The following is a 17,880-nucleotide window of genomic DNA, read 5'->3' on the forward strand; positions in this document are numbered from 1 at the left end:
AACTAAAAAAAACGGATAATCGCTTGGAATTGTTGTATACCGCTCTGCTCTACATCATTCAGCCACTGGTGTGGCTGCGACTGTTGCTTCGTAGCCGTAAAGCGCCTGCGTACCGAAAACGCTGGGCTGAACGCTATGGCTATTGCCGCAATAAAGTCGCCCCGGACGGTATTTTGCTGCATTCCGTTTCTGTTGGCGAAACGCTGGCGGCTATTCCGCTGGTACGCGCCCTGCGCCACCGTTACCCCTCTTTGCCGATAACCGTCACCACCATGACCCCGACCGGCTCAGAGCGCGTTATGTCCGCATTTGGCAAAGGCGTGCATCACGTCTATCTGCCTTACGATCTGCCCTGCGCCATGAATCGTTTCCTGAATACCGTTCGCCCAAAGCTTGTGATCGTGATGGAAACCGAACTGTGGCCGAATATGATTTCCGCTCTTCATGCCCGAAAAATCCCGCTGGTTATCGCCAACGCGCGCCTCTCTGAGCGCTCGGCAAAAGGCTACGGCAAGCTGGGTAAATTTATGCGTCGCCTGCTTGGCAAAATCACGCTGATTGCCGCGCAGAACGAAGAAGACGCTGCACGCTTTGTCTCTCTTGGCCTCAAGCGCAACCAGCTGGCGGTGACCGGCAGCCTGAAATTCGATATTTCGGTCACGCCCGAGCTCGCCGCACGCGCAGTCACATTGCGTCGCCAGTGGGCCCCGCGCCGCCAGGTCTGGATTGCCACCAGTACCCACGACGGCGAAGAAGAGATTATCCTGCAAGCGCACCGTAAGCTGCTGGAAAAATTCCCGGACTTACTGCTGATTCTGGTCCCTCGTCACCCGGAACGTTTCAAAGACGCCCGCGAGATGGTGCAGAAAGGCGGTTTCAGTTTCACCCTGCGTAGCAGCGGCGAGATCCCGTCCAGTAGCACCCAGGTGGTGATTGGCGATACGATGGGCGAACTGATGCTGCTGTACGGAATTGCCGACCTCGCCTTTGTGGGCGGTAGCCTGGTCGAGCGCGGCGGTCATAACCCGCTGGAGCCTGCGGCGCACGCGATTCCAGTGCTGATGGGCCCACACACATTTAATTTCAAAGATATCTGCGCTAAATTGCAGCAAGCCGATGGCTTAATTACCGTGACCGATGCGGACTCGGTGGTCAAAGAGGTAGCGACTCTTCTGACTGACGAAGATTACCGTCTGTGGTATGGCCGCCATGCCGTCGAGGTGCTGCATCAGAACCAGGGCGCACTGACCCGTCTGCTGCAACTTCTTCAACCTTATCTGCCTCAGCGGAGCCATTAATGTCTCAGCGTCTGTCGGTCGTCATGATCGCCAAAAACGCCGCCGACCTGCTTCCCGATTGCCTGGACTCTGTGGCCTGGGCTGACGAAATTGTCCTCCTCGATTCAGGCAGTGAGGACAACACGGCAGAGATAGCCCGTGCAGCAGGCGTGAAGGTGTACACCAATACGGACTGGCAGGGTTATGGCGTGCAGCGTCAACGCGCGCAATCTTACGCGACCGGCGATTATGTGCTGATGATCGACACCGACGAGCGCATTACGCCAGAGCTCCAGCAGGCGATTCAGGGCGTGCTCGCCGCGCCTCAGTCAGGTGCTGTGTACAGCATCGCGCGTCGTAACTACTTTCTCGGCCGGTTTATGCGCCACAGCGGCTGGTACCCTGACCGTGTGATGCGTTTGTATGAGCGCGAGCGTTACCAGTACAACGATAACCTGGTGCATGAATCCCTGGCCTGCGATAACGCTCCGGTAGTTGCCTTAAACGGTGATTTACTGCACCTGACCTGCCGCGATTTCGCCAGCTTCCAGCGTAAACAGCTCAACTACGCTACCGCATGGGCACAGGAACGCCATCAACGTGGCAAGAAGGCAACGCTGACCGGTATTTTCACCCATACGATCGGAGCATTTCTGAAAACCTTGCTGCTGCGTGGCGGGGTGCTGGACGGAAAACAGGGCTGGTTACTGGCGGTCGTGAATGCTCAGTATACATTTAACAAATACACCGAGCTGTGGGCGCTTAGCCGCGGCTACTCAGAGAAAACGTGAGCCATGAGCACAAAAGCGATTTATCCGGGTACCTTCGATCCGATCACCAACGGCCATCTTGATATCATCACCCGTGCAGCGAGCATGTTCGACAAGGTGATTCTGGCGATTGCTGCCAGCCCCAGTAAGAAGCCGATGTTCGATCTGCCCGATCGCGTACAGCTCGCCACCGATGCGATTTCACACCTGTCGAACGTTGAAGTGGTGGGGTTCAGTGACCTGATGGCTAACTTCGCCCGTACCCAGCAGGCCAATATCCTGATCCGTGGGTTACGCGCGGTGGCTGACTTCGAATATGAGATGCAGCTGGCACACATGAACCGCCATCTGATGCCGGATCTGGAGAGCGTATTCCTGATGCCGTCAAAAGAGTGGTCGTTTATCTCTTCCACGCTGGTGAAAGAGGTCGCCCGTCATCACGGCGATGTGACCCACTTCCTGCCGGTGAATGTCCATCAGGCGCTGATGGAGAAGCTGAAGTAACCCTTTTGATTGCCAGGCGGCGTTGCGCTTGCCCGGCCTAAAACTGTATTACTTCTGGCACTGACGGCAGTAGAACGTGGCGCGCTGAGCGTGTTTCGTGGCAATAATCGGTGTCCCGCACACTCTGCACGGCTCACCCTTACGCCCATATACCTGCAACTCCTGCGCAAAATAGCCCGGCTTACCGTCGCTTTGCAGAAAGTCCTTCAGTGTCGTTCCACCCTGCTCAATAGAGCGTAGCAGTACCGCTTTAATCACTCTGACCAGCAGTTCGCACTCCTGAGCCGACAGCGACGACGCCAGACGGTCGGGATGAATGCCCGCGGCAAACAGGGATTCACTGGCGTAAATATTACCCACGCCCACCACCAGCTTGTTATCCATCAGCCAGGGTTTGATCGGGGTTTTCTTCTTCGCACACTTCTCTTTCAGGTAGTCTGCGTTAAAGGCGTCAGAGAGCGGCTCAGGCCCCAGATGCGCCAGCACGCTATGCCCTTCAAGCTCTTTGGTCCACAACCACGCCCCAAAGCGGCGCGGGTCGGTGTAGCGCAGTACTTTGCCATTGCTCATCACCAGATCAACATGGTCGTGTTTTTCGGCAGGTAACTCTTCACTGAGGATCCGCAGGCTCCCGGACATCCCCAGATGGATGATTATCCAGCCATCCGGCAGCTCCAGCAGCAGATACTTGGCGCGGCGCTGCACGCTCAGAATCGGTTTATCACTCAGGGCATGGATCTCATCGGAAACCGGCCAGCGCAGACGGCCATTGCGAACGACAGCATGAAGAATAGTCGCGCCAACCAGATGGGGTTCAATACCGCGGCGGCTGGTCTCTACCTCAGGTAATTCAGGCATGGTTCCTCCGTTGAGAGTCAGAATGCAAAAAACCCCGCAGGAGCGGGGTTTTTCAATACAAGGAGACTAAAATTATTTAATTTTAGCTTCTTTGTACAGTACGTGCTGGCGTACAACTGGATCGAATTTTTTCAGTTCCAGTTTTTCCGGCTTAGTACGTTTGTTCTTCGTGGTGGTGTAGAAGTGACCTGTACCAGCAGAAGAAACCAGCTTGATTTTCTCGCGAATACCTTTAGCCATGATTTAGTTCCTCGTTAAGTACTTAGTACTTTTCGCCACGGGCACGCAGTTCAGACAGAACTGTATCGATGCCTTTCTTATCAATAACACGCATACCTTTAGCAGATACACGCAGGGTGACAAAACGCTTCTCGCTCTCAACCCAGAAACGGTGAGAGTGCAGGTTCGGCAGGAAACGGCGTTTAGTCGCGTTCAGTGCGTGGGAACGGTTGTTACCGGTCACCGGACGCTTGCCAGTAACTTGGCAGACTCGGGACATGTCTATTCTCCAAAAATCAAATTAGCTCGAGCTTCGTATGGGGTATCGGCGCCTCGTCAGGCTTTACAGCCCGGTCATCGCAGTTCTAAGCGAACTCTCGATTGCCAGGCCCAATTGCCAAACCCGAGATTCTCAAAGGTGGCGTAGTATACGCTGACTCGGCGATGTGCTCAAGTCCCGAACAGACAAAGATCCCGATGGATCGCGTGAAATGGTCTAAATCCAACCATGTTCTGCAAAAGAAACGTACTCTCCGCGACCAATTATCAGATGGTCCAGCACACGAATGTCCATGAATTGACAGCATTTGATAATGCGCGCGGTGATCTCTTTGTCGGCTCTGCTCGGTTGCGCACAGCCTGAGGGGTGATTATGCGCGAGGATCACGGCGGCTGCATTCACTTTTATCGCTTCCCGCACAATTTCTCGCGGATGAACCTCAACGTGGTTCAGCGTTCCCGAAAACAGATGGCAGTGCTTCAGCACCCGATTTTTATTGTCGAGGAAGATCGCCATAAAGATCTCGCGCTCGGCATCCGTCAGCTGGCTTTGCAGGAATTCTCTCGTCATGTCAGGGGTTAAGAGCGAATCTTCTTCCAGCATCCGCACACTGTAAAAACGCCGGGCAAGCTCTGCAATGCCTTTCAGTTGGGCATATTTCGCCACGCCAATACCTTCAACATTCTTAAACTCTGCAAGCTCAGCCGTGAGCAAGCCGTGCAGCGAACCAAAATGTTGCAGCAGCTCTCGCGCCAGAGTAAAAACCGTTTTCCCAGGTGTGCCGGTGCGTAAAAACAGCGCCAGCAGTTCATCATCCGTTAGCGACGTGATGCCGTAATTCAGCATTTTTTCACGCGGTAGCATGGGTGAAATACGTTCCATATCCCTGTCTCCTTGTGGTTGCCGTCAATGCTGCCACAGGCCAGTCCCGCGTTCGACGCACAGTTTTCATTCTTGCGTATCGCCTCGCAAAGTGACCGAAGGACAAAAGCACCCCACTTTTGGGATTGTGATAAAATGCCTGCTCTCTGGTGAAACCCAACAGGAAAGAATCATGATGAGCCTGGCCGGTAAAAAAATCGTTCTTGGCGTGAGCGGCGGTATTGCTGCCTATAAAGCGCCGGAGCTGGTACGCCGCTTGCGCGAGCGCGGGGCCGATGTGCGGGTCGCGATAACTGAAGGCGGTAAAGCCTTTATCACTCCCCTGAGCCTTCAGGCCGTTTCAGGATACCCGGTATCAGACAGCCTGCTGGACCTGGCTGCCGAAGCCGCTATGGGCCATATTGAGCTGGGCAAATGGGCAGACCTGGTTATTCTTGCCCCTGCAACAGCCGACTTAATTGCGCGCGTTGCAGCAGGCATGGCAAACGACCTGGTATCGACAATTTGCCTGGCAACGCCTGCGTCTGTTGCAGTGGTTCCCGCTATGAACCAGCAGATGTACCGTAATGCCGCCACCCAGCATAATCTGGAGACCCTGGCCGCGCGTGGTTTGCTGATTTGGGGGCCAGACAGCGGCAGCCAGGCCTGTGGCGATATCGGCCCTGGGCGAATGCTCGACCCGTTGACGATTGTGGATATGGCCGCAGCCCATTTTGCGCCTGTCAACGATCTGCAACATCTCAACATCATGATTACCGCGGGCCCAACGCGCGAGCCACTGGACCCGGTGCGCTATATCACCAATCACAGCTCCGGTAAGATGGGCTTTGCCATTGCTCAGGCCGCGGCAAAACGAGGGGCAAACGTCACGCTGGTGAGTGGCCCGGTGTCACTGCCGACGCCACCTTTTGTACAGCGTATTGATGTAACAACGGCGCTGGAAATGGAAGCTGTCGTGCAAGCTCACGCGCACAACCAGCAGATTTTTATCGGCTGTGCGGCGGTGGCTGATTACCGCGCAGAGACCATTTCTGATGCGAAGATTAAAAAGCAAGGCGATGAATTAACGATAAAAATGGTGAAAAACCCGGATATCGTTGCCGGGGTTGCCGCGCTGAAAAATCCTCGCCCTTACGTTGTTGGGTTTGCCGCAGAAACGAATAATGTGGAAGAATATGCCCGGCAAAAACGTACCCGCAAAAACCTCGATTTGATTTGCGCGAACGACGTATCGCTGGCCACTCAAGGATTTAACAGCGACAGCAACGCACTGCACCTTTTCTGGCAGGATGGAGATAAAGTCTTACCGCTTGAGCGCAAGGAACTCCTGGGCCAACAATTACTGGACGAGATCGTTACCCGTTATGATGAAAAAAATCGACGTTAAGATTCTGGACCCGCGTGTTGGTCAGCAATTCCCGCTGCCAACCTATGCCACCTCCGGCTCTGCCGGTCTTGACCTGCGTGCCTGTCTCGATGACGCCGTAGAGCTGGCGCCGGGTGCAACCACCCTGCTCCCGACCGGGCTGGCGATTCACATTGCTGACCCGTCGCTGGCAGCAGTGATCCTGCCTCGCTCTGGCCTGGGTCATAAGCACGGTATCGTGCTGGGTAACCTGGTCGGTCTGATCGACTCTGACTATCAGGGTCAACTGATGGTTTCCGTCTGGAACCGCGGTCAGGACAGCTTCACCATTGAACCGGGCGAACGCATCGCGCAGATGGTATTTGTACCGGTGGTGCAGGCAGAATTTAACCTGGTGGAAGACTTTGACGCCACCGACCGCGGCGAAGGCGGCTTCGGCCATTCCGGGCGGAAATAATCGCCCAATAAATACGCGTCCCACAGCGCCATAATGCAATAAAAAACCGCAAACGCCAGTTTGCGGTCGCTGCGTGGATGCCAGCCTGGCAAGTGATTATTTTCAGGGGTATTTTGTAACATGGCAGAAAAACAAACTGCGAAAAGGAATCGTCGCGAAGAAATACTTCAATCTCTGGCTCTGATGCTTGAATCCAGCGATGGCAGTCAACGCATCACCACTGCAAAACTGGCCGCCTCTGTTGGCGTGTCAGAAGCAGCGCTATACCGTCATTTTCCCAGCAAAACCCGGATGTTTGACAGCCTGATCGAGTTTATCGAAGACAGCCTGATCACACGCATCAACCTGATTCTGAAAGATGAGAAAGACACCACCGCACGCCTGCGTCTGATCGTGCTGTTGATTCTGGGTTTTGGTGAACGTAACCCAGGCTTAACCCGCATTCTGACCGGCCACGCGCTGATGTTTGAACAGGACAGACTCCAGGGTCGCATTAACCAGCTCTTTGAACGCATCGAAGCGCAGCTGCGCCAGGTACTGCGTGAGAAGAAAATGCGTGAAGGCGAAGGGTATGTGACTGACGAAACACTGCTGGCAAGCCAGATCCTGGCGTTTTGCGAGGGTATGCTCTCCCGCTTTGTGCGTAGCGAATTCAAATACTGTCCAACGGACGATTTTGACGCCCGCTGGCCGTTAGTGGCAGCACAATTACAGTAGGATCCAGGCCCGGTGAGCGTTGCGCCACCGGGCTATATATTTATACGCCGAACGCTTCCCGGTACGCACGCACCGATGCCAGGTGGTCCGCCATCTCTGGTTTCTCTTCCAGATACGCAATCAGGTCTTTCAGGGTGATGATTGACGTCACTTTGCAGCCGTAATCACGCTCCACTTCCTGAATCGCCGAAATTTCGCCGCGTCCACGCTCCTGACGATCCAGAGAGATCAGCACGCCCGCAAGCGTTGCGCCGTTAGCCTGGATGATTTCCATTGATTCGCGGATCGCCGTACCGGCAGTGATCACATCGTCCACCAGCATCACGCGGCCTTGCAACGTACTGCCTACCAGGTTACCGCCTTCACCGTGGGTTTTGGCCTCTTTACGGTTAAAACAGTACGGCACATCGCGGTCGTGGTGTTCCGCAAGCGCAACAGCGGTAGTCGTCGCAATCGGAATGCCTTTGTAAGCCGGGCCAAACAGCAGGTCGAAATCAATCCCTGAATCCACCAGCGCTTCTGCGTAGAAACGGCCTAACAGGGCCAGATCACGCCCGGTATTAAACAGCCCGGCATTGAAGAAATAGGGGCTTTTACGCCCGGATTTCAGCGTAAATTCGCCAAACTTAAGTACCTGCTTGTTAAGCGCAAACTCAATAAACTGGCGCTGATACGGTTTCATGGGCTTACTCCTCAAATGACTTTTTGCTTTTCTACGGACAAAAAAAAGGCGACTCATCAGTCTCCTTTAAAATCAATTTTCTAACGCCGCCTTCTGCGTCGTTACAATGGATTCAATTCCCCCTCGGGCCAAAGCCAGCAAGGTAAGAAGCTCTTCGTGAGTGAACGGCTCGCCTTCTGCCGTGCCCTGCACTTCAATAATTCGACCATCTTCGGTCATTACCACGTTCATATCGGTTTCTGCGGCGGAATCTTCAACATATTCCAGGTCGCAGAGCGCTTCGCCATTCACGATACCCACAGACACTGCGGCAACCATCCCTTTCAGTGGGTTGGTTTTCAGTTTGCCCGCAGCAACCAGATTATTCAGGGCATCAGCCAGAGCAACACAGGCGCCGGTGATGGATGCCGTACGCGTACCGCCGTCGGCCTGGATAACATCGCAGTCCAGGGTGATGGTGAACTCGCCCAGCGTTTTCAGATCAACAGCGGCGCGCAGCGCACGTGCGATCAGACGCTGAATTTCCATGGTACGACCGCCCTGCTTGCCCTTCGCCGCTTCGCGCGCGTTACGGGTATGGGTCGAACGCGGCAACATGCCGTATTCGGCGGTGATCCAGCCCTGGCCCTGACCTTTCAGGAAACGCGGTACACCTTCTTCGATGGACGCGGTGCACAGAACTTTGGTATCACCAAATTCAACCAGCACGGAGCCTTCAGCGTGTTTTGTATAGTTACGGGTCAGGGTGACGGGGCGTACCTGATTGGCGCTACGACCTGCTGGACGCATGATGAATTCTCCGGCTTGAAACGAATGTGGCTGCGCATTATACGGATTAAACGCGCTTATTCCTATCCTGACAAAGTCCTGAAAGCTATAATCCCCCCATCTCTCCTTTAAAAACGGGAATGTCTATGATCCGCAGTATGACCGCCTACGCCCGGCGTGAAATCAAGGGCAGCTGGGGCAGTGCGACCTGGGAAATGCGCTCGGTAAACCAGCGCTACCTGGAAACTTATTTCCGTATGCCGGAGCAGTTCCGCAGCCTTGAGCCTGTTGTGCGTGAGCGTATCCGCTCTCGCCTGACGCGCGGTAAAGTAGAATGTAACCTGCGTTTTGAGCCTGATGCCAGCGCACAGGGTGAACTGATCCTCAACGAAAAACTGGCCAAACAGCTCGTCAATGCGGCGAACTGGGTCAAAATGCAAAGCGATGAAGGCGAAATCAATCCGGTTGATATTCTGCGCTGGCCTGGCGTCATGGCCGCCGGTGAACAGGATCTGGATGCTATCGCTGCGGAAATCCTTGCCGCCCTCGATGGCACTCTGGATGACTTTATCGTTGCCCGTGAAACCGAAGGCCAGGCGCTGAAAGCCCTGATTGAGCAACGCCTTGAAGGTGTCAGCACCGAAGTCACCAAAGTCCGTGCCCATATGCCAGAAGTGCTGCAATGGCAGCGCGAACGCCTGGTAGCGAAGCTGGAAGAAGCCGAAGTTCAGTTAGAAAACAACCGTCTGGAACAAGAGCTGGTGCTGATGGCGCAGCGTGTGGACGTTGCAGAAGAGCTGGACCGTCTGGAAGCGCACGTGAAAGAAACCTACAACATTCTGAAGAAAAAAGAAGCCGTAGGTCGTCGCCTCGATTTTATGATGCAGGAGTTTAACCGCGAGTCGAACACCCTGGCGTCTAAATCCATCAATTCCGACGTGACTAATTCTGCCATTGAGCTGAAAGTGCTTATTGAGCAGATGCGCGAGCAGATCCAGAACATCGAATAATCTCCCGCAGTACCGTGAGAAAAGGCCACTGGAAACAGTGGCTTTTTTCATTTTGCGCCCACGAAAAAATGCTCGTCCGATTTTCGGTTGTGAGAGTTGTGCCTGACGCGGCACATTCATACTGCACATCACAACAGGAGAAAATCATGGACTTCAACGCGCTTCACCATCAGCCCCAGCCATTGCTTATCGCCAGCGTCTGGGATGCCAGCAGTGCTCTCGCCGCCGAACAGTCGGGATATCACGCACTGGGTACGTCCAGCGCCGCTATTGCCGCCCTTGCCAGCAAAATAACTGTACCCTTAAACGTGATGTGTATGCCTGCCCTGCCAGATTTCAATACTCTGGCCACGCTGGGTGTAAAGCGCATTTCGATGGGTAATTTTATCCATGCTACCCTGCAAGCGCGGCTCACAGATTTACTCTGTAAGATTCAGGCAACCCACTCTTTCTCGGACATTTTTGGCCATGAAAATAACCGATAACACCCAGTGCGATATCTGGTACCAGGCGTTGCTCAACCGCGCAGAAGAATTTACCGGCGTTTTTTTCGTGGGCGTTAAAACCACCGGCGTGTTTTGCATTTCGGTATGCCGTGCGCGAAAACCCAAACGAGAGAACGTTGAATTTTATACTGACTTTAAATCCGCTCTGGATGCCGGGTTCCGCCCGTGCAAGGTGTGTCGCCCAACAGAGAACGCCAGTTCTGCGCCTGATTTCATTGAACACGCGCGAAGGCTTCTGCGCGAACAACCCAAAGAACGCGTCAGCGATACTGAACTGCGTCAGAACGGCATCAGCCCGGAGCGAGTACGGCGCTGGTTCCTGCTAAACCACGGGATAACGTTTCAGGCCTTTCAGCGGATGCAGCGGGTTAACGTGGCACTACAGGAGCTAAAAACCGGCCGCTCAACGACCGACGTCGCGTTCGACAATGGTTACGGATCCCTGAGCGGATTTGGCTACACCTGCAAAAAACTGACGGGCTCTTCGCCCGGTACACGCAAAGAGATAATCCTCATTCATCGCTTTACCACCCCATTAGGCCCAATGTTTGTTTGCGCCACTGAGCGCGGGGTTTGTCTGCTGGAATTTGTCGACCGTCGGGCGCTGGAAACCGAATTCAGGGATCTGCAACATCTGTTCAGGGCGAACATCATCGCAGGGGAAAACGCCCATACCCGCCAGGCTGAGAAAGAAATTGGGGAATACTTTGCCGGCCTGCGACAATCATTCGATGTGGCACTTGATACACCCGGCAGCGAGTTCCAGCGAAGCGTCTGGCAGGGATTACAGGGCATTTCGTTTGGTGATACCGCACATTATCAGGCCCTTGCGACGGAGATTGGCAAACCGACTGCCGTGCGTGCTGTTGCCTCAGCGAATGGCGCGAATCGTGTCGCGATTGTTATCCCGTGTCATCGCATTATTGGAAAAGATGGCTCAATGACCGGCTACGGCGGGGGTATTGCGCGTAAAGAATGGTTGATTAGCCACGAAGCTAAAATCAGGAAAGTGCTTACCTGAATAACTGGTACTGCGCATCACTTTATAGGATTAGTTTTTATAGGTAAAAAACAAAATAAACACTCAGTAAGATCAGGCTGATAATGGGTATATAATTCTTATAAAACAGACAATTAAATTATTAACATTCGGCAATCAATCATTACTAAAAATTATCAAAAATGATTCACCTTAGAAAATCTCAATCGTGATCCTGCGCACAAATCGCTAACCTCCACGCCTTCACACCGGAGGTTATATGCTGCTTCACATTCTTTATCTTATCGGGATCACCGCAGAAGCCATGACCGGCGCGCTCGCGGCGGGGCGTCGCCGCATGGACACTTTCGGCGTGATTATTATCGCCACCGCAACCGCACTTGGCGGCGGTTCCGTGCGCGATATTCTGCTGGGCCATTACCCGCTCGGCTGGGTGAAAAACCCTGAATACGTGATTATTGTGGCAACGGCCGCGGTATTAACCACAATTGTTGCCCCCGTCATGCCTCATTTGCGCCGCCTGTTTCTGGTACTGGATGCGCTTGGGCTTATCGTCTTTTCTATTATCGGCGCACAAATCGCGCTGGATATGGGTGAAGGCCCGGTTATTGCCATTATCGCTGCCGTGGTCACGGGGGTGTTCGGCGGCGTGTTGCGCGATATGTTCTGCAAACGCATTCCGTTAGTGTTCCAGAAAGAGCTGTATGCCGGGATATCCTTTGCCGCAGCAGTGCTCTACGTTGCGTTGCAGCATTACGTTTCTAATCACGACGTGGTGGTTATCTCCACACTACTGTTTGGCTTTACCGCCCGGATGCTGGCGTTGCGCCTGAAACTCGGCCTGCCCGTTTTTCATTACAAGCACAACGCACACTGACTTAAAACCCGTTGATGTGCTGCTCTGCAAGCCACTTTGCCAGCGCAGCAACATCGGGCTGGTGCAGCCAGTTAACGATTTGCCGCGCTTTTTCTTCTCCCGTCCCCGGTAAAGCTCGCCACTCTGAACTATTCCGCAGACTCATTTCCTGCCACGTCACACTTGTGGCCGCTTTCAGTGACGCCTGAGGCAGTGGAGCCCCCATCGCCATAACCCAACGAATAAATGACCGTTCGCGTGTCAGGTTAAACCGGTGCCATACCGCTAACCCGCGCGCGGCAGAGAACCCCGGCGTCGCCTGCAACTCTGGCTGGGTTAATGAAAGCCACGAAAAAATATGGTCAAAATGGTGGGTCTGATAAAGCGTTCTCCAGGCAGACTCCCCTACACCTTCAATATCCAGCACCGGTTTCGAACTTAACCACGTCAGCCGGGCTATAAACTGTTCCATACATTCCGGGGATGCGTAGAAGCAGGTCAACGAATGGAATTTTGAGGGTGGCGGATTGGGTTTCTGTCGAAGCGGGCCCCGCCAGACGACCTTATCAATCCGGGGAATGCCCTGCCCGGCAAGGCTTATCAGGATCTGATCCCCTGGCGCAATATCCAGTTCCTGCCAGCGAGCAACAGAGCCCAGGTTAACCCGTTGAACACGTTTGTCATCCAGTTGCACAGGCTCCAGCGCGGCAATAACCGAAATCTTGCCCGTTCTTCCTACGGTGAAACGGATATCCCTTACTTCCGCAACCTGCGAAACCGGTGCATATTTCCATGCAACTACCCAGTGCCCTTCTCCGGGTAGCCAGCGCTCACCCGGTGGTTCATTCGCAGAACGAACGACAATGCCATCAGTGGCAAACGGGAGCGGGGAAGTGAGCCACTGCGCACGCTGCTTCTCGACTTCATCCACTGAGCGGACGGGCAGCGTATAGCGTGCCGTAAGGGGGAATCCGGCCTCTGTTAACGCCGCAAGACGCTGCGGCATGGTTGCCGGGCCATCCGGCCAGGCCCAGACAAACACGCCAATGCGGCTTAATTGCAGTTTGTCCGTTTTTCGCATCAGTGCACCCGCGACCTTCGCCCGGGCATTCATACCACCCATCTGCTTCTGGATATGGCTGTCGCTCAGAAGGAATAATTCGCCCTGCAACACGCTGTTCGCCAGTGCGCCTTGCAGGTGACCGGGCACCGACGGTATTGCGCGAACCTGCTCAGTCCAGTCTTCCCCCTTGTTGCCGTCCCCGCGGCTAATCGCCTGGGTTAACACCCCGTTGCGATAGACCAGCGTCACCGCCACTCCGTCGACTTTTGGCTGCACCCAGAGATCGCCGCGCGACTGCATCCACTGCCGAAGTGCCGCTTTGTGCGCCACTTTTTGCACCCCAGTATGGGAAACTGGATGCTGTATATTCCCCGCAAGCACGGGGATCGCCAGGTCCGCAGGCTCGCTGCCAAAACAACGCTGCCACTGTTTTAGCCGTGCAGTGAGCTGATCGTACACTTCATCGCTGACCGGGCTGCTGCCTTGTTGCCAGTACGCATCGTTCCAGCGTTTAAGCTGCGCACTGAGCGTCGCTATTTCTTTGTCTGCCTTTGCTGGCGGCCAAACCGGGCATACCGCCACGCCATATCCGCACCACAGCAACATCATCCCGCTTATCCATCGCCACATCGCTACCCCTCCATTGAATGATCAGAGGTATAACGCGATACGTGTCAGGGTACTAACGTCAAAACATCAACCTGCGAGGCGTTATCCAGGATTTATTGCCGTTGCAGCAAACCGTATGTAAAACCGGAAATCGTTACGCAAAATTCAATAAACCTGGTGAAAAAGTGTGACAAAGGCTACGTCACAGGGCGGTGACGTGTATAATAAGCCCGTATGTAGGACTTCTTCGCTAACACATACAAAAGACTCTCATGGCTCAAGGCACGCTTTATATTGTTTCTGCCCCTAGTGGCGCGGGTAAATCCAGCCTTATTCAGGCACTGTTAAAAACCCAACCGTTGTACGACACACAGGTTTCTGTTTCTCACACCACACGCCAACCGCGTCCGGGTGAAGTGCACGGTGAACACTATTTCTTTGTAGATCACGACGAATTCAGAGCGATGATTGGCAGAGATGCGTTTCTTGAACATGCAGAAGTTTTCGGTAACTACTACGGCACGTCGCGTGAAACTATTGAGCAGGTTCTGGCGACTGGCGTGAATGTGTTCCTCGATATCGACTGGCAGGGCGCAGCGCAAATCCGCAAGAAAATGCCTGATTCGCGCAGCATCTTTATTTTACCGCCATCGAAAGATGAACTGGATCGCCGCCTGCGTGGCCGTGGCCAGGACAGCGAAGAAGTGATCGCAAAGCGTATGGCACAGGCAGTTGCAGAAATGAGCCATTACGCGGAATATGATTACCTTATTGTGAATGATGATTTTGATGCCGCGCTGAGCGATCTCAAAACCATTCTTCGCGCAGAACGTCTGCGTATGAGCCGCCAGAAGCAGCGACATGACGCATTAATCACCAAACTGTTGGCAGACTGAACCCACTTTCAGTATCATGCCCAGTCATTTCTTCACCTGTGGAGCATTTTAAGTATGGCACGCGTAACTGTTCAGGACGCTGTAGAGAAAATTGGTAACCGTTTTGACCTGGTGCTGGTCGCCGCGCGTCGCGCTCGTCAGATGCAGGTAGGCGGCAAAGATCCGCTGGTACCGGAAGAAAACGATAAAACCACCGTTATTGCACTTCGCGAAATCGAAGAAGGTCTGATCAACAACCAGATCCTCGACGTGCGTGAGCGCCAGGAGCAGCAAGAGCAGGAAGCCGCAGAACTGCAGGCCGTAACCGCCATTGCTGAAGGTCGTCGTTAATTAAACCTGCGGGTCGCCCTTGTATCTGTTTGAAAGCCTGAATCAACTGATTCAACACTACCTGCCGGAAGACCAGATTAAGCGTCTCCAGCAGGCGTATCTCGTTGCACGTGACGCTCACGAGGGCCAGACACGTTCAAGCGGTGAACCCTATATCACGCACCCGGTAGCGGTGGCCTGTATTCTGGCCGAGATGAAACTCGACTATGAAACGCTGATGGCCGCGCTGCTGCATGACGTGATCGAAGATACCCCCGCCACCTACCAGGACATGGAACAGCTGTTTGGCAAAAGCGTTGCCGAACTGGTGGAAGGGGTGTCTAAGCTTGATAAGCTGAAATTCCGCGACAAGAAAGAGGCGCAAGCCGAAAACTTCCGCAAGATGATTATGGCGATGGTGCAGGATATCCGCGTCATACTCATCAAACTCGCCGACCGTACCCACAACATGCGCACGCTGGGCTCACTTCGCCCGGACAAACGTCGCCGCATTGCCCGTGAAACCCTCGAAATCTATAGCCCGCTGGCGCACCGTTTAGGTATCCATCACATTAAAACCGAGCTGGAAGAGCTGGGTTTTGAAGCGTTGTACCCAAACCGCTATCGCGTGATTAAAGAGGTGGTGAAAGCCGCACGTGGTAACCGTAAAGAGATGATTCAAAAAATCCTCTCTGAAATTGAAGGGCGTTTACAGGAAGCGGGAATTCCGTGCCGCGTCAGCGGTCGCGAAAAACATCTGTACTCCATCTACTGCAAAATGGTGCTCAAAGAGCAGCGTTTTCACTCGATCATGGACATCTACGCGTTTCGCGTCATCGTCCACGATTCCGATACCTGCTATCGCGTACTGGGCCAGATGCACAGCCTCTACAAACCGCGTCCAGGTCGCGTCAAAGACTATATCGCCATTCCAAAAGCGAACGGCTATCAATCTTTGCATACCTCGATGATCGGCCCTCATGGTGTTCCTGTTGAAGTGCAGATTCGCACCGAAGACATGGACCAGATGGCAGAAATGGGTGTCGCGGCACACTGGGCGTATAAAGAGCACGGTGGCGAAAGCACCACTACCGCACAGATCCGCGCGCAACGCTGGATGCAAAGCCTGCTGGAACTGCAACAGAGCGCCGGTAGCTCGTTTGAATTTATCGAGAGCGTTAAATCCGATCTCTTCCCGGATGAGATTTACGTTTTCACACCAGAGGGGCGCATCGTCGAACTGCCTGCTGGTGCAACACCTGTCGACTTCGCTTACGCAGTACATACCGATATCGGTCATGCCTGTGTCGGCGCACGCGTCGACAGACAGCCTTACCCGCTGTCTCAGCCGCTCTCAAGCGGTCAGACGGTGGAAATTATCACCGCACCGGGCGCACGTCCGAATGCGGCCTGGCTGAACTTTGTCGTGAGCTCCAAGGCACGCGCCAAAATCCGCCAGCTGTTGAAAAATCTCAAACGCGATGATTCGGTAAGCCTGGGCCGTCGTCTGCTCAACCACGCGTTGGGTGGCAGCCGTAAGCTTGCGGAAATCCCGAAAGAGAACATCCAGCACGAGCTGGAGCGCATGAAGCTTGCGTCACTTGATGACCTGCTGGCAGAAATCGGCCTCGGCAACGCCATGAGCGTGGTCGTCGCGAAAAACCTGCAGCAGGGTGATGCATCTGTTGCGCCATCTACCACACAAGGCCATGGTCATCTGCCGATCAAAGGTGCAGACGGAGTGCTTATCACCTTCGCCAAATGCTGCCGACCGATCCCGGGCGATCCGATTATTGCGCACGTCAGCCCGGGCAAAGGCCTGGTTATCCATCACGAATCCTGCCGTAACATCCGTGGCTACCAGAAAGAGCCAGAGAAGTTCATGGCGGTCGAGTGGGATAAAGAGACTGCACAGGAATTTATCACCGAAATTAAGGTGGATATGTTCAACCACCAGGGTGCACTGGCTAACCTGACGGCGGCGATTAACACGGCCTCTTCAAATATTCAGAGTCTGAATACCGAAGAAAAAGATGGCCGCGTTTACAGCGCCTTTATCCGCCTGACGGCCCGTGACCGCGTGCATCTGGCAAACATTATGCGCAAAATCCGCGTGATGCCGGACGTGATTAAAGTCACCCGAAACAGAAACTAGTTTTATGAATGCACAACGTTATGCACGTATCTGCGAGATGCTCGCCAGGCGCCAACCGGACCTGACGGTCTGCATGGAGCAGGTCCATAAACCTCATAACGTCTCAGCGATTGTCCGTACCGCCGATGCCGTTGGCGTGCATGAAGTGCACGCCGTCTGGCCGGGTTCCCGGACGCGCAACATGGTATCCGCAGCGGCAGGCAGCAACAGCTGGGTGTCAGTGAAAAACCATCAGACCATTGGCGAAGCCGTATCGCACCTGAAAGGGCGCGGGATGCAGGTTCTTGCCACCAACCTGTCCGATAAAGCCGTCGACTTCCGCGAGATAGATTACACCCGCCCGACCTGCATTCTGATGGGTCAGGAAAAAACCGGGATCTCGCAAGAAGCGCTGGATCTGGCGGATCAGGACATCATCATCCCGATGATTGGCATGGTGCAGTCGCTGAACGTCTCTGTGGCCTCGGCGCTCATTCTGTATGAAGCGCAACGCCAGCGTCAGAACGCCGGTATGTACAAACGCAGCAACAGCATGTTGCCGGAAGACGAACAGCAACGCCTGCTGTTTGAAGGCGGCTATCCGGTGCTGGCCCGCGTGGCGAAGCAGAAAAAATTACCTTACCCCCACGTCAACGCGCAGGGCGAAATCGAAGCCGATGCCGAGTGGTGGTCCACCATGCAGTACGCAGGATAACC

At 54.2% G+C, this 17,880-nt stretch carries 21 protein-coding genes; 14 read left to right on the forward strand and 7 right to left on the reverse strand.

From position 1 onward, the window contains the following. Positions 1–23: 23 nt before the first annotated feature. From waaA to coaD, 3 genes are read left to right on the forward strand one after another with little or no spacing between them, the layout of a single operon-like run. Positions 24–1,298, forward strand: a complete 1,275-nt coding sequence (gene waaA, locus ACS603_RS04770) for a lipid IV(A) 3-deoxy-D-manno-octulosonic acid transferase (RefSeq protein ID WP_474943846.1) — start codon at positions 24–26, stop codon at positions 1,296–1,298. Then, positions 1,298–2,068, forward strand: coding sequence for a glycosyltransferase family 2 protein (locus tag ACS603_RS04775; RefSeq protein WP_474943847.1), 771 nt, complete (start codon positions 1,298–1,300; stop codon positions 2,066–2,068). The genes waaA and ACS603_RS04775 overlap by 1 nt, the downstream gene beginning before the upstream one ends. A 3-nt stretch (positions 2,069–2,071) precedes the next feature. After that, complete coding sequence (gene coaD / locus ACS603_RS04780) at positions 2,072–2,551, forward strand: pantetheine-phosphate adenylyltransferase (RefSeq protein ID WP_474943848.1); 480 nt, start codon at positions 2,072–2,074, stop codon at positions 2,549–2,551. Positions 2,552–2,599: 48 nt separating this feature from the next. Here coaD and mutM read toward each other — a convergent pair whose 3' ends face one another. The 4 genes from mutM to radC all read right to left on the reverse strand — a co-directional run bounded on the left by mutM (position 2,600) and on the right by radC (position 4,790). Beyond that, positions 2,600–3,409 (reverse strand): bifunctional DNA-formamidopyrimidine glycosylase/DNA-(apurinic or apyrimidinic site) lyase, encoded by an 810-nt coding sequence (gene mutM / locus ACS603_RS04785; protein ID WP_166718143.1) that lies wholly within the window; start codon positions 3,407–3,409, stop codon positions 2,600–2,602. A gap of 72 nt (positions 3,410–3,481) precedes the next feature. Continuing rightward, positions 3,482–3,649: a 50S ribosomal protein L33 gene (rpmG, locus tag ACS603_RS04790; protein WP_003024094.1), complete on the reverse strand. Its 168-nt coding sequence runs from the start codon at positions 3,647–3,649 to the stop codon at positions 3,482–3,484. 22 nt (positions 3,650–3,671) lie between these two features. Next, positions 3,672–3,908: a 50S ribosomal protein L28 gene (rpmB, locus tag ACS603_RS04795; protein ID WP_002436699.1), complete on the reverse strand. Its 237-nt coding sequence runs from the start codon at positions 3,906–3,908 to the stop codon at positions 3,672–3,674. A gap of 216 nt (positions 3,909–4,124) precedes the next feature. After that, positions 4,125–4,790, reverse strand: a complete 666-nt coding sequence (radC, locus tag ACS603_RS04800) for a RadC family protein (protein ID WP_182063166.1) — start codon at positions 4,788–4,790, stop codon at positions 4,125–4,127. Positions 4,791–4,965: 175 nt separating this feature from the next. Here radC and coaBC point away from each other — a divergent pair, with 175 nt between their 5' ends. From coaBC to slmA, 3 genes are all read left to right on the forward strand, one after another. Next, the gene (coaBC, locus tag ACS603_RS04805) at positions 4,966–6,177 is read left to right on the forward strand and encodes a bifunctional phosphopantothenoylcysteine decarboxylase/phosphopantothenate--cysteine ligase CoaBC (protein ID WP_474943895.1); all 1,212 of its coding nucleotides are present in this window, start codon (positions 4,966–4,968) and stop codon (positions 6,175–6,177) included. After that, the gene (gene dut, locus ACS603_RS04810; protein WP_014068349.1) at positions 6,155–6,613 is read left to right on the forward strand and encodes a dUTP diphosphatase; all 459 of its coding nucleotides are present in this window, start codon (positions 6,155–6,157) and stop codon (positions 6,611–6,613) included. The genes coaBC and dut overlap by 23 nt, the downstream gene beginning before the upstream one ends. A 120-nt stretch (positions 6,614–6,733) precedes the next feature. Then, on the forward strand, positions 6,734–7,330 hold the full coding sequence (gene slmA / locus ACS603_RS04815) for a nucleoid occlusion factor SlmA (RefSeq protein ID WP_166718145.1): 597 nt from the start codon (positions 6,734–6,736) through the stop codon (positions 7,328–7,330). Positions 7,331–7,370: 40 nt separating this feature from the next. On the opposite strand, the gene pyrE is transcribed toward slmA, so the two are convergent. Together pyrE and rph are read right to left on the reverse strand one after the other, a co-directional pair. Continuing rightward, positions 7,371–8,012, reverse strand: a complete 642-nt coding sequence (pyrE, locus tag ACS603_RS04820) for an orotate phosphoribosyltransferase (RefSeq protein ID WP_182063164.1) — start codon at positions 8,010–8,012, stop codon at positions 7,371–7,373. A gap of 72 nt (positions 8,013–8,084) precedes the next feature. Next, a complete protein-coding gene (rph, locus tag ACS603_RS04825) occupies positions 8,085–8,801 on the reverse strand; it encodes a ribonuclease PH (protein ID WP_014068346.1) in 717 nt (238 codons plus the stop codon). A gap of 125 nt (positions 8,802–8,926) precedes the next feature. On the opposite strand from rph, the gene ACS603_RS04830 reads away from it, so the two are divergent. The 4 genes from ACS603_RS04830 (at position 8,927) to ACS603_RS04845 (ending at position 12,173) form a co-directional block, all read left to right on the forward strand. Continuing rightward, complete coding sequence (locus tag ACS603_RS04830; protein ID WP_182063163.1) at positions 8,927–9,790, forward strand: YicC/YloC family endoribonuclease; 864 nt, start codon at positions 8,927–8,929, stop codon at positions 9,788–9,790. A gap of 146 nt (positions 9,791–9,936) precedes the next feature. Then, positions 9,937–10,275: an isocitrate lyase/phosphoenolpyruvate mutase family protein gene (locus ACS603_RS04835; RefSeq protein WP_474943849.1), complete on the forward strand. Its 339-nt coding sequence runs from the start codon at positions 9,937–9,939 to the stop codon at positions 10,273–10,275. Further along, on the forward strand, positions 10,259–11,317 hold the full coding sequence (locus tag ACS603_RS04840) for a bifunctional transcriptional activator/DNA repair enzyme AdaA (RefSeq protein ID WP_474943850.1): 1,059 nt from the start codon (positions 10,259–10,261) through the stop codon (positions 11,315–11,317). Before ACS603_RS04835 ends, ACS603_RS04840 begins: the two co-directional genes overlap by 17 nt. Before the next feature lie 238 nt (positions 11,318–11,555). Further along, a complete protein-coding gene (locus ACS603_RS04845) occupies positions 11,556–12,173 on the forward strand; it encodes a trimeric intracellular cation channel family protein (protein ID WP_014068340.1) in 618 nt (205 codons plus the stop codon). Between the two features lies 1 nt (position 12,174). On the opposite strand, the gene ligB is transcribed toward ACS603_RS04845, so the two are convergent. Then, positions 12,175–13,845 (reverse strand): NAD-dependent DNA ligase LigB, encoded by a 1,671-nt coding sequence (gene ligB, locus ACS603_RS04850; protein ID WP_474943851.1) that lies wholly within the window; start codon positions 13,843–13,845, stop codon positions 12,175–12,177. 251 nt (positions 13,846–14,096) lie between these two features. On the opposite strand from ligB, the gene gmk reads away from it, so the two are divergent. From gmk to trmH, 4 genes are read left to right on the forward strand one after another with little or no spacing between them, the layout of a single operon-like run. Then, positions 14,097–14,720, forward strand: coding sequence for a guanylate kinase (gene gmk, locus ACS603_RS04855; protein WP_182063159.1), 624 nt, complete (start codon positions 14,097–14,099; stop codon positions 14,718–14,720). Between the two features lie 54 nt (positions 14,721–14,774). Beyond that, positions 14,775–15,050 carry a DNA-directed RNA polymerase subunit omega gene (gene rpoZ / locus ACS603_RS04860; RefSeq protein ID WP_000135058.1) on the forward strand — a complete coding sequence of 92 codons (276 nt, stop codon included), beginning with the start codon at positions 14,775–14,777 and terminating at the stop codon, positions 15,048–15,050. 19 nt (positions 15,051–15,069) lie between these two features. After that, positions 15,070–17,184: a bifunctional GTP diphosphokinase/guanosine-3',5'-bis pyrophosphate 3'-pyrophosphohydrolase gene (gene spoT, locus ACS603_RS04865; RefSeq protein WP_182063158.1), complete on the forward strand. Its 2,115-nt coding sequence runs from the start codon at positions 15,070–15,072 to the stop codon at positions 17,182–17,184. Positions 17,185–17,188: 4 nt separating this feature from the next. Then, positions 17,189–17,878 (forward strand): tRNA (guanosine(18)-2'-O)-methyltransferase TrmH, encoded by a 690-nt coding sequence (trmH, locus tag ACS603_RS04870; RefSeq protein ID WP_474943852.1) that lies wholly within the window; start codon positions 17,189–17,191, stop codon positions 17,876–17,878. Positions 17,879–17,880 lie beyond the last annotated feature (2 nt).

Source organism: Enterobacter sp. Li2LvB3, assembly GCF_056156645.1.